This window comes from Vibrio genomosp. F6 (assembly GCF_005146325.1).
Classification (GTDB): domain Bacteria; phylum Pseudomonadota; class Gammaproteobacteria; order Enterobacterales; family Vibrionaceae; genus Vibrio; species Vibrio cortegadensis.
In genome coordinates this window covers 22,553-34,192 of sequence record NZ_SYUT01000009.1, presented here as the reverse complement: position 1 = coordinate 34,192, position 11,640 = coordinate 22,553, and the positions used below count along the sequence as shown (strand labels likewise).

General features: G+C 43.2%; 9 protein-coding genes, 1 tRNA gene and 2 riboswitches. Of the genes, 8 read left to right on the top strand and 2 right to left on the bottom strand.

Annotation, left to right across the window (positions count from 1 at the left end):
• The first annotated feature begins 119 nt into the window (after positions 1 to 119).
• The 8 genes from FCV43_RS00595 to thiH all read left to right on the top strand — a co-directional run bounded on the left by FCV43_RS00595 (position 120) and on the right by thiH (position 8,646).
• Positions 120 to 210: transfer RNA gene (locus FCV43_RS00595), tRNA-Ser, on the top strand.
• 290 nt (positions 211 to 500) lie between these two features.
• Positions 501 to 567, top strand: a riboswitch (Fluoride riboswitch).
• A 126-nt stretch (positions 568 to 693) separates the two neighbouring features.
• Entirely contained in the window at positions 694 to 2,073 is a 1,380-nt protein-coding gene (locus FCV43_RS00590) for a voltage-gated chloride channel family protein (RefSeq protein ID WP_113797025.1), read from the top strand.
• Positions 2,074 to 2,193: 120 nt separating this feature from the next.
• A riboswitch (TPP riboswitch) is annotated at positions 2,194 to 2,309 on the top strand.
• 136 nt (positions 2,310 to 2,445) lie between these two features.
• Positions 2,446 to 4,416 carry a phosphomethylpyrimidine synthase ThiC gene (gene thiC / locus FCV43_RS00585; protein ID WP_136993714.1) on the top strand — a complete coding sequence of 657 codons (1,971 nt, stop codon included), beginning with the start codon at positions 2,446 to 2,448 and terminating at the stop codon, positions 4,414 to 4,416.
• A gap of 2 nt (positions 4,417 to 4,418) precedes the next feature.
• Positions 4,419 to 5,756, top strand: a complete 1,338-nt coding sequence (locus FCV43_RS00580) for a thiamine phosphate synthase (protein ID WP_136993713.1) — start codon at positions 4,419 to 4,421, stop codon at positions 5,754 to 5,756.
• Complete coding sequence (locus FCV43_RS00575) at positions 5,750 to 6,544, top strand: HesA/MoeB/ThiF family protein (protein ID WP_136993712.1); 795 nt, start codon at positions 5,750 to 5,752, stop codon at positions 6,542 to 6,544. The genes FCV43_RS00580 and FCV43_RS00575 overlap by 7 nt, the downstream gene beginning before the upstream one ends.
• A 7-nt stretch (positions 6,545 to 6,551) precedes the next feature.
• Entirely contained in the window at positions 6,552 to 6,755 is a 204-nt protein-coding gene (gene thiS, locus FCV43_RS00570; RefSeq protein WP_136993711.1) for a sulfur carrier protein ThiS, read from the top strand.
• Positions 6,756 to 6,757: 2 nt separating this feature from the next.
• Positions 6,758 to 7,525, top strand: a complete 768-nt coding sequence (locus FCV43_RS00565; RefSeq protein ID WP_136993710.1) for a thiazole synthase — start codon at positions 6,758 to 6,760, stop codon at positions 7,523 to 7,525.
• Positions 7,526 to 7,533: 8 nt separating this feature from the next.
• A complete protein-coding gene (gene thiH / locus FCV43_RS00560) occupies positions 7,534 to 8,646 on the top strand; it encodes a 2-iminoacetate synthase ThiH (RefSeq protein ID WP_136993709.1) in 1,113 nt (370 codons plus the stop codon).
• Positions 8,647 to 8,752: 106 nt separating this feature from the next.
• Here thiH and FCV43_RS00555 read toward each other — a convergent pair whose 3' ends face one another.
• Both FCV43_RS00555 and FCV43_RS00550 read right to left on the bottom strand, forming a co-directional pair.
• Entirely contained in the window at positions 8,753 to 10,549 is a 1,797-nt protein-coding gene (locus FCV43_RS00555; RefSeq protein WP_136993708.1) for an aminopeptidase P family protein, read from the bottom strand.
• Between the two features lie 121 nt (positions 10,550 to 10,670).
• Positions 10,671 to 11,612, bottom strand: coding sequence for a LysR family transcriptional regulator (locus FCV43_RS00550; protein WP_113797011.1), 942 nt, complete (start codon positions 11,610 to 11,612; stop codon positions 10,671 to 10,673).
• Positions 11,613 to 11,640: the final 28 nt, after the last annotated feature.

Below are 11,640 nucleotides of genomic sequence, written 5' to 3'. Positions count from 1 at the left end.
GTAGGACATCGCCAGGCTTTAATTAAGTTTTTAGATTTACCTTTGTATTAAAGGATATCTAAAAGCAAAAACTAGATAATAAGCATCTTAGATAAGACTTATATTTAGTAACAATTTGTGGAGGGATGGCTGAGTGGTCGAAAGCACCGGTCTTGAAAACCGGCAACCGTTAATAGCGGTTCTAGGGTTCAAATCCCTATCCCTCCACCACTTATTAAAAAAGCCCTAATCGAAAGATTAGGGCTTTTTTACATCTGTACATTCAAGACACTAGCAAGCTAGTGTCTTCGTTTATCTAGTGAACCCGCTAAAGTTCACCACTTGTGACAACTGTAACTTTTAAAATCTCACCATAATTCGAGTGAATATATTGGAGGGAATATCTATTTAATCAGTTTCTTCCCACCCCAAAAAGTGACGTTATTTCTATTTATTCAAGTATGAGTTGTCTTGATTCTTTTCATATGTAGGAGTAACATTTCAATGAGCTGAGATTCTAATCTAGCTCAGGTGATGGATTTCCACCTTTAACCGCTCAATTAATGAGATAATGATTCCTACTATAACGTATACCCCAATTAGATGACTCTGATTGACACGGGAAAGATCCGTCTATAGTAGGTCGATTGTTATTTCACTCTCCCTCTAAGATTGACTATCCTTTTGATTCACTATTATTAAAAGATAAATAATATGTCACACCCACTTAGTCGAAATCCTCAAAATTTATATCAAGTATTACGCTGGTCACTCCTCGTTCTTCCTGTTGCTTTGCTTGTCGGTTCATTCAATGCCTTTTTTTTATGGTTGTTAAGTGAGGCGACGCTCGCACGAATTGATAACCCCTGGTTGATTTATTTACTGCCTATTTCAGGCTTAGCTATCGTTTATAGCTACCGAAACTGGGGAAAGAACTCCGCTGGAGGTAATAACCTTATCATGGATGAGATTCATCAAGCAGGTGAAGGCGTACCGGTTAGAATGGGACCACTTGTCCTATTTACTACTGTTATTACGCATCTCTTTGGTGGTTCTGCAGGCCGTGAAGGGACGGCTGTTCAAATCGGTGGAGCAACGACTGATTGGTTATCTAAAGTATTTAAGCTGTCTGAACAAGATAGAAAAATGATGCTTACAGCGGGTGTCGCTGCTGGTTTTGCATCAATTTTTGGAACTCCGTTTACAGGTGCTATTTTTGCTCTAGAAGTTCTATTTATTGGGCGAATTAAATTCAATGCGATAATACCAGCGTTGCTAGCGGCAATATTAGCTAATGTTGTGGCATCAGCTTGGGGGGCTCACCATACTCATTACTTGATTAGCTTTGATCAAGTGAGCACACTCTTTGGTCATAATATCGATATTGATATCGTGCTTATGGGCAAAGTTATCATTGCATCTGTTGGGTTTGGATTGGCAGGATACTTATTTGGAGAGTTGACTCACGGGTTGAAAGATTTGTTCAATGCGGTGTTAAAGAACCCTTACCTTATCGTTGTTGTCGGTGGGGTCATTGTCATTATTCTAGCGCAGTTGTTGGGGAACTATGACTACATTGGTATTGGTGTCTATCCTAGTCGCGAAGGTGGCGTAAGTATTACCTCTGCTTTCTCTGCTGGAGGGGCGGAATGGTACAGTTGGATAGTTAAATTACTACTTACAGCAATCACACTTGCTGCGGGTTATAAAGGTGGTGAAGTTACTCCGCTGTTCTTTGTTGGAGCGACATTAGGCAACTTTCTTGCTTGGGTCATGGGAGCGCCTGTTGACCTGTTCGCTGCTTTGGGCTTCTTGGCTGTTTTTGCGGCTGCGACGAATACTCCATTGGCTTGTACAATTATGGGCGTTGAGCTATTTGGTGGTGAGTATCTGCCTTATTTTGCCCTCGCATGCTATACAGCATATTATTTTAGTGGCCATACTGGTATCTATTCATCACAGCGTGTCGCCGTTTCAAAGACATTAAAACACGGTAGAGATCATGATGGGTCGAATAAAATTGGTTCATATCGTGAGCATAAATCGTCTCATTTGAAGCGTTTGAGTAAGACGTTAGCGAATCGAAAAAAATAGTTTCACGTGGAACACATCACATTTTCTAGTGACACTAGCTGTTGTGGTGTGTTCTTCATTTCAATTAGCCCATGGATTCCCTATACTCCGACTGCTCAATATTTAATTAAAGATATTGAATGGAACTTGTCGGAGTGCTTAGTACTTACACATAAAGTACGAGCTGAGACCGCAATGCGGGATCCGTGGAACCTGATTAGGTTAATACCTACGAAGGGAACAAGAGAAAAACTAACCTTAGGTTGAGAGTTGTATTGCATACTTCTTATATATTCTAAATATATTGATAATCTGCAATATGAGCCTTGAAACTATGGCCTCTTGCTACACAATCCGACAAGCAATTATCCCAGTTATTACGAGGAATTTGCTATGTCGTCAAGTCGAAAAACATCGCGTCTTAATGCGAAATCAAACATTGCTTCACTATCTGTTCAGCCATATCCCAACTCAAAAAAAACATACATCAACGGATCGCGTCCAGACATCCGTGTACCTATGCGAGAAATATCTCTTGCGGACAGCCTCATTGGTGGTTCGAAGGAGTCTCCGCTGTATTCATCGAATGAGCCTATACAAGTTTATGACACGTCAGGCTCATACACTGACTCAAGCCATAATGTGAATGTCTATTCTGGTCTACCTAAGATAAGAGATGCGTGGATAGAAGAGCGTGCTGATACTGAGCTCTTAGAAGGTGTTAGCTCAGTCTACTCGAAAGGGCGACTAGAAGATGAAACACTGAATGATCTGAGATATGGGAACTTGCCAAGTATACGCCGTGCCGCAGCAAACCAGTGTGTGACACAATTGCATTACGCACGTAAAGGCATTATCACCCCAGAGATGGAATTCATTGCGATTCGAGAAAACATGGGCCGACAGAAATTCTCTGATGGCCAGTTAAATCACCAACATGCAGGGCACAGCTTTGGTGCTAACTTACCCAAAGAAATTACACCTGAATTTGTGCGTAAAGAGGTTGCTGAAGGTCGAGCGATTATTCCTTCAAATATCAACCACCCAGAATCTGAGCCAATGATCATTGGTCGAAACTTTCTTGTTAAGGTAAACGCCAATATAGGTAACTCATCAGTGAGTTCATCGATAGAAGAAGAGGTTGAAAAACTGATTTGGGCAACTCGATGGGGAGCTGATACTGTCATGGATCTCTCCACTGGTCGAAACATTCATGAGACACGTGAATGGGTACTAAGAAACAGCCCTGTACCTATTGGCACCGTGCCAATGTACCAAGCGCTAGAAAAAGTGAATGGCATTGCTGAAAACCTTAATTGGGAGGTGATGCGCGATACATTAATTGAGCAAGCTGAACAGGGCGTTGATTACTTCACCATCCACGCTGGCTTGCTTCTTCGTTATGTGCCTATGACCGCTAAACGTGTTACAGGCATTGTTTCGCGCGGTGGTTCAATCATCGCTAAGTGGTGTTTAGCGCATCATCAGGAGAGTTTCCTCTATACTCATTTTCGTGAAATTTGCGAGATTTGCGCCAAGTACGATGTCGCTCTTTCTCTCGGAGATGGTTTACGACCGGGTTCTATTGCCGATGCAAATGATGAAGCACAGTTCTCGGAATTAAAAACATTAGGTGAGTTAACTAAAGTTGCATGGGAATACGATGTACAAGTAATTATTGAAGGCCCCGGACACATTCCAATGCACATGATTAAAGAGAATATGGACGTGCAATTGGAGCACTGTCATGAAGCGCCATTTTATACATTGGGGCCACTGACTACTGACATTGCACCAGGTTATGATCACATCACTTCAGGTATTGGTGCTGCAATGATAGGTTGGTATGGCTGTGCGATGCTCTGTTATGTCACCCCGAAGGAACACCTTGGTCTACCAAATAAAGAAGATGTCAAAACAGGGATGATTACTTACAAGCTTGCCGCACATGCTGCCGATCTTGCTAAGGGGCATCCTGGGGCTCAAATTCGTGATAACGCATTATCGAAAGCTCGATTCGAATTTCGCTGGGAAGATCAGTTTAACCTAGCACTCGATCCCGAAACCGCACGAGCATTTCATGACGAAACCTTACCCCAAGAGTCGGGAAAAGTAGCGCATTTCTGTTCAATGTGCGGCCCTAAATTTTGCTCGATGAAGATATCTCAAGAAGTCCGAGAATATGCGAAAGACACCAAGCAGGTAGCGGCAGATCAAGCAATTGACATCAAGATGTTGAATGATCCTTTAGAAGGCATGCGTCAAAAATCACACGAGTTTCTATCTTCAGGTTCTGAGTTGTATCACCCTATATCTTCTGCTCAATCTAACACAAGTAACAACGTGATTGTGGAGGAGGAGTAAGCATGAAATTGCAAATTCCTGCTCAGCACGTTGAGTTAACAGGGAAGGTGCAGCGATGTTTGCTGATAGCTGAACAGCATGGGTTTAGCATTGGGGATATCGAGTTGGGTGTTAGCCAAACTCGTGCCTTCCGACTTTTATCCGATGATACGAATGTTGAATTTGCTTTAGCGAGTGCTTTGAAGGCTGAAGAAAGAGCAACTCATATACTCAAATTTGTGTTGGATTACGACTCGCAACCATCGTTGTTTGACGCAACGAATCTTCTCGCCGAAAAGCCATCTGTCATATTTATTGGTGGTTTTCACGAAAATCAGGCTCTTGATATTTGGCGATGTGGCGATGAAATTCGCAGTCAAATCGCTTCTGATAAACAAAAATACTTACGTGATGAAGGTCAAGGAACTCATTCTACTTTGGAGAGTCATCTTGCTTGGTTGATTACATCGTTATGTTTAGGCTTTCCAATTGAAGATGCGCTTGTTCTGGCGAGAGCGAGTATCTCCGTAAAAACAGATTCAAATGTTTATGATGTTTCACGTGAAACATGGCCAGTCGATTTTAGTACCTTTCCTGTACCGGCTCTGATGCCGAGTAAGCTCAATTCTGAACTAAAGCCATCACAAGCTGATCAATTGCACCAGTCTCAATCTACCTCACCTGTAGCCTTTAAGACATTGAGGAAGGATAGTTTAGGTTTGTACCCGGTCGTGAGCAGTGCCGAATGGATTGAAAAGTTACTATTACTTGGTATTAAAACCATTCAACTCAGAATTAAAGATCCATCAACGGCCGATTTAGAAGAGCAGATCGTTCAAGCTATTCGACTCGGAGAAAAATATCAGGCTCAGGTATTCATCAATGACTATTGGGAGCTTGCTATCAAGCATGGTGCTTTTGGTGTGCACTTAGGACAAGAGGACATCGAAACTGCCGACTTACAGAAGATTGCCACAAGCGGAATGTGTTTAGGTGTTTCCACGCACGGGTATCATGAACTGCTCCGCATTAGCCAACTGTCACCAAGTTACATTGCACTAGGGCATATTTTCCCAACCACGACGAAACAAATGCCATCTAAACCTCAAGGCCTTACGAGGTTGAAACTGTATCAAGGTTTGATTAATCAGATGAATGATAACTCTCAGGAGTCCGGTATACCGACAGTAGCGATTGGTGGTATTGATTTATCGACCGCAAGCATGGTCTGGTCGTGTGGGGTTTCAAGCCTAGCGGTGGTTCGAGCGATAACCCTATCAACGAATCCAAGGGAAACCATTGCAGACTTCAACAATATTATGAATGCGTACCAAGAGCGTAGAGAGGAGGTTTTATGCTAAGTCATTCTCTTACTGACCAACAATTTTTACGCTATCAGCGGCAGATATCACTGCCTGAGATACAAGAAATAGGGCAATCAAAATTAAATAAAGCGTCAGTACTTATTGTGGGGTGTGGTGGCTTGGGTTCTGCTTCAGCCCTTTATCTCTCAGCTTCTGGGGTTGGACAACTCGTCATCGCAGATGGTGATACGGTCGAGAGTTCTAATTTACAACGACAGGTCATCTATCAAGAAAATGATATTGGCAGCATGAAAGTCATCGCGATGAAGCGCCAACTATCGGCGTTGAACTCTGATACCAAGGTTCGGGTTGTGGATGCTCTTCTTGATGGTCAGCAATTGGATATAGAAGTGATGATGGCGGATATTGTTGTCGATTGCAGTGACAATATAGAAACTAGACAGGGAATAAACCTGGCTTGTTATCAGCATAAAACGCCACTGGTATCAGGCTCTGCGATTGGTTGGAAAGGGCAGCTAACAACATTTAGCTATCAAAACGGTACCCCTTGCTACCATTGCCTGTTTCCCTATCAGAACCTTCCTCAAGCCAGTAGCTGCAATGAACTGGGGATTATGGGGCCAGTAGTTGGCGTCATAGGCAACCTTCAAGCGCTGCAAGTCATCAAGCTGCTTACTCAGTCTTGCCGAATCAATTCCGGAGAAATACACCTGTTTGATGGGCTGGAGCTAAGCTGGGAAACATTAACGTTCAGCCAAGACTCCGATTGCTCTGTTTGCCAAGTGGCAACTCCGTCAGTTCAACAACATCATATAAAGGAATAATAAGTTGATGATCAATCTAACACTCAATAATAGACCAATCACTATTGAGTCATGTCAGACACTCTCTTGGCTGCTTAATGATCTAGGTTTGAAGACGGAAGGCTGCGCGGTTGCTGTGAATGAGAGCATTATTGCAAAATCACAATGGCAGCATTTCATATTTAATGACGGCGATTCAATCTCGCTGTTTCAAGCTATTGCTGGAGGCTAATAATGCTTACGATTGCAGGAAAAAAATTTCGTTCTCGTCTTTTTACCGGAACTGGAAAATTCGCAAGTAATGAATTGATGACGCAAGCGATACTCCAATCTGAATCTGAGTTGGCAACTATGGCGCTTAAAAGAGTCGATATTAATGACCAGTCAGACAATATTCTCCAGCCATTAACGCAGTCTGGAATTAACCTTCTCCCCAACACTTCGGGAGCTAAAACCGCGCGGGATGCCGTTTATGCTGCTCATCTTGCAAGAGAGGCTCTTGGTACAAACTGGTTAAAGTTGGAGATTCATCCAGATCCGAAATATCTAATGCCAGATCCTATTGAAACATTGAAGGCCGCAGAGCAACTCGTCGATGATGGATTTGTTGTGCTGCCTTACTGTCATGCCGACCCTGTATTGTGTAAGCGACTTGAAGAGGTAGGTTGTGCGGCAGTGATGCCGTTAGGCGCGCCAATTGGGTCAAATAAAGGGATCGCATCGAAGGATTTTCTGGAGATTATTATCGATCAAGCCAACATACCTGTTGTAGTTGACGCTGGCATTGGCGCTCCATCTCATGCCGCACTGGCGATGGAAATGGGTGCGGATGCTGTTCTTGTGAATACCGCTATAGCTTCCTCTCCAAATCCTATCCAGATGGCAATCGCATTTAAGCTGGCAGTAGAGTCAGGTCGGTTGGCTTATGAATCAGGTCTGGCAGGAGTTGTGAAACAAGCTGTTGGGTCAAGTCCGTTAACCTCGTTTCTAGATTCAGTTTAGGGGCGATAATGAGCTTTGTTGATGAATTTAAAAAACTGAAGTGGGATGACGTCAGACTGTCTATTTATGCTAAGACTGCTGCCGATGTTGAGCTGGCGTTGAGTAAACCAAAATGTACATTAGAGGACTTTAAAGCCTTAATCTCTCCTGCTGCGGAACCTTACTTAGAGCTGATGGCACAACGATCACAGGCTATGACTCGGCAGAGATTTGGTAATACAATCTCCTTTTATATACCTCTTTACCTGTCAAACTTATGCGCGAATGCTTGTACCTATTGTGGGTTCTCCATGGAGAATCGAATAAAGCGTAAAACACTCGATAGGAAAGAGATAGCTGAAGAAGTTGAAGCGATTAAGCAGATGAATTTCGATAGTGTCCTGTTAGTGACAGGAGAGCATGAATCGAAAGTTGGGATGAGTTATTTTCGTAAAACATTACCTGAGATTAAAGAGCGATTTAGCTATGTGGCAATGGAAGTTCAACCGCTAGAGTGGCAACAATATGTTGAGCTCAAATCTCTGGGCTTAGATGCGGTCATGGTATACCAAGAAACATATCACCCTAGCACCTATTCACAACACCACCTTCGAGGAAACAAAACTGACTTCCTGTTTAGGCTTGAAACCCCAGATCGGCTGGCAAAAGCTGGCATAGATAAAGTGGGTATTGGTGCATTGATTGGTTTGGAAGAGTGGAGAACTGACTGTTTCTTTACTGCTGCTCATTTAGAGTATCTGGAGAGAAAATACTGGAAGACTCGTTACTCGATTTCATTTCCTCGATTAAGGCCATGTGAAGGTGCATTGCAACCAAAGTCTGTGATGACAGATAAACAGCTTGTTCAGTTAATATGTGCGTATCGAATACTGAACCCTGAAGTGGAGCTTTCTCTATCGACTCGGGAATCCGCAGTGTTTAGAGATAATGTTATCCCTCTGGGTATTACCAGTATTTCAGCCGCGTCAAAAACGCAGCCAGGAGGTTATGCGAACCCTGCAGTGGAGTTGGAGCAATTTTCTATCAGTGATGAACGCAGTGCCGAAGAGGTTGCAAAATCAGTGCGGTCTATTGGGCTTGAACCGGTTTGGAAGGATTGGGATAAAGCTTATTCAGGCTAATGAAACGTTCACTTCACTAATCTTCACTCTCCAAAAGGTTTCACGTGAAACATAAGAGCCCCAAACGATTACTCATTTGGGGCTCTTTATATATTGGTATGAGTGGTTAACCGTTGTTATGGCTTAATGGTGCCGTCGCTTGTTTTAGCCACTCTTTCACATCACCTTCAACCAGAGGGCTCACTTCATCCCATACTGTTTGATGGTACTGGTTAAGCCATGCCAGTTCAGGACGAGTCAACATATCGACATTAATGTTTCGTTTGTCGATTGGACAGCGAGTTAAAGACTCAAATGCAAGAACAGAGAAGTCACCTTGTGTTTCAACTTCCTGTACTAACTCTAGGTTTTCAATTCGAATCCCAAACTCTTCAGCTCGGTAGTAACCAGGCTCATTAGAAAGGACCATGCCTTTCAATAACGCTACGGGTATCATTTTTTTAGAAATACTTTGTGGGCCTTCGTGAACACTTAAGAAGTGTCCAACACCGTGACCAGTACCGTGATCGTAATCGTATCCATTTGCCCATAAGTGTTGACGAGCTAATACATCAAGGTGGCAACCAAATGTCCCTTTAGGGAAGCGAGCACGAGCGATACCAATATGGCCCTTTAGTACTAAAGTAAACTGTTGAATCATTTCAGCAGTAGGTTGGCCAATCGCAATAGTACGTGTGATATCTGTTGTACCATCTAAGTACTGGCCACCTGAATCAACCAAATACAAGGTGTTCATTTCTAGTTGACCTGGTTCAGGTTGATTCTCATGATTGTAATGACACATTGCCGCGTTGCCGCCAGCAGCCGAAATCGTATCGAAACTTAAATCCATTAATGTTGGGTCTTGTTGGCGAAAGCTTTGAACCTTATCTGCTAGCTCAGCTTCGTTATGCAGTTTGCCTGCTGCTACTTCAGCGTCAATCCAAGATAGGAATTTTGCCATCGCCGCACCATCACGAATGTGACAAGCTTTCATTCCCGCAATCTCAACATCATTTTTTTGTGCTTTCGGTAGCAGACATGGGTCGGCAGCTTCAATGATAATGGCATCGGCATTTTGCAGAGCAAGGGTAAACCAAGCATTACTGGTCGCAGGATCCACGCTGACATGTTTGCCTTTTAAACCATCAAGGCAATGCTTAAGGTTATCTGGGTGGTGGACTCGAACATCAGAACCAACATGTTCGATGAACTCACTGACAACGCGTGCAGGGTCTAAAAAGAAATCTACACTCGCATCGCGGTGAATAATGGCATGTGAGAGCAAGACCGGTAGTCGAGAAACATCAAGACCACGAATATTCAAAAGCCAGCAGATAGAATCAAGCTCGGTTAGAACGGCAGCATCAGCTTGGTTGCTTTCAATAACGGCAGCTATCTCTTTGCGTTTAGATTCGCAAGATTGGCCCACTTTATCGGTTGGCATTAAACGCATCTCAGATACAACAGGCTGCGGTCTGTCTTTCCATGCTAAATCGATTGGGTTTTCATCAATAGCCGATAGAGAGTAATTTGAACCTAGTTGAGCTTGTGCTGATTTCATCCAAGCAGTGGTATGCATTCGAGGATCAAATGCAATGCGGCTTCCATGAGGAAGGCTGTCCGTAATCCAGTTTAGAGCTGGCTCATCAATCAAGTGACGATATTCAAATAATTCAGCGGGTACTTGCTTACGAACTTGAACGGTGTAACGACCATCGACAAAAATAGCGGATTTTTCTTTGGTGATAACCGCCGCGCCAGCTGAACCTGTAAAGCCTGTTAGCCAATGAAGTCGTTCATTATGAGCAGGTACGTATTCACCTAAATACTCATCTTCGTGAGGAACGATAATTGCGTCGAAGTCATTGGCAATCAGCCATCCACGAATGGCATCCACTCGTTCAGAAATCATGTTTTGCATTTCTCTTTATCCTTATTGGTAGGAGTCCCTTACTCTCGCTCCTGTCATGCAAGCGCATTTGGACTATTAGGACAATAAGCTATCGCTTTTACTCTCTGGCTGCAATTGCTCAGCATGATATTTATCTAAGATGTAAGGTTTTATCTTTGATTATATTTCGTAGCCAGTTTAATGCAGGGTCATTCTCTCTGTCTCTATGCCAAAATAGAGTGTATGCCATAGGAGGGAATTCCATCGGTAGAGGCAGTACCACTAGATCCATCTGTTTGGCTATCCAATCGTTGAAATGACTCGGTGCGGTGAAAATAAAGTCGGTATAAGTACATAAGCTCGCGGCACTATTAAAGTCGGGAACCGTGATGGCAATATCACGCTCTTTGCCAATATCGGCTAAGCGATAGTCAAGAAGCCAACGGTCGTTACCATCGCATCGAACTTGTACATGACGAAGGGATAAGTAACTCGCCATATTCCAGGGTTGCTGAAGTATTGGATGATCTCGACGAACAATGCATTTTTGTTCATCACGATAGATCTCCTGCTCACAAATATTGCTTGGAGGCAGCATGGTGAGCTTGGCATCATTGATATCGATATCCTTACCCGTGATACCAAAATCCAATTCACCAATTTGCAGCTTACTGAAAGTATCTTCTGCCCATGAATGGGTGCTGATGTTGATGTTCGGTGCTTGCTTGAAAATGGCGGGTAAGAAATGGGGAAGTATCAGCGGATAGACACTTTCCACTGCCGCAATATGAAATCGATATTCACTGGTTGCAGGCTCGAAACTTTCCGGTTGAGTGATGAGCTCCAGTTGGTTTATCAATATATCGAGCTTAGGCTTCAAGAATAATGATTTTGGTGTTGGCCTTAATCCGTGCGCATGTCGAATGAAAAGAGGGTCATCAAATTGCTCTCTTAGCTTTGCCAGTGATTTACTGACCGCGGATTGGCTTAAACATAATCGGTGGGCCGATCTCGTTACACTGAGCTCCTCAATAAGGACATTGAGACAAACCAACAAGTTGAGATCAATTCGCGCCAACTTTCCTAGATCCATAATCAAATTTCCATTTTGGAATAATACG

Excerpts from the sequence above, each read along its gene's own strand:
- thiC (WP_136993714.1), top strand. The coding sequence starts at position 2,446 with ATGTCGTCAAGTCGAAAAACATCGCGTCTTAATGCGAAATCAAACATT.
- FCV43_RS00575 (WP_136993712.1), top strand. The coding sequence starts at position 5,750 with ATGCTAAGTCATTCTCTTACTGACCAACAATTTTTACGCTATCAGCGG.
- thiH (WP_136993709.1), top strand. The coding sequence starts at position 7,534 with ATGAGCTTTGTTGATGAATTTAAAAAACTGAAGTGGGATGACGTCAGA.
- FCV43_RS00550 (WP_113797011.1), bottom strand. The coding sequence starts at position 11,612 with ATGGATCTAGGAAAGTTGGCGCGAATTGATCTCAACTTGTTGGTTTGT.
- FCV43_RS00565 (WP_136993710.1), top strand. The coding sequence starts at position 6,758 with ATGCTTACGATTGCAGGAAAAAAATTTCGTTCTCGTCTTTTTACCGGA.
- FCV43_RS00555 (WP_136993708.1), bottom strand. The coding sequence starts at position 10,549 with ATGCAAAACATGATTTCTGAACGAGTGGATGCCATTCGTGGATGGCTG.
- FCV43_RS00580 (WP_136993713.1), top strand. The coding sequence starts at position 4,419 with ATGAAATTGCAAATTCCTGCTCAGCACGTTGAGTTAACAGGGAAGGTG.
- FCV43_RS00590 (WP_113797025.1), top strand. The coding sequence starts at position 694 with ATGTCACACCCACTTAGTCGAAATCCTCAAAATTTATATCAAGTATTA.
- thiS (WP_136993711.1), top strand. The coding sequence starts at position 6,552 with ATGATCAATCTAACACTCAATAATAGACCAATCACTATTGAGTCATGT.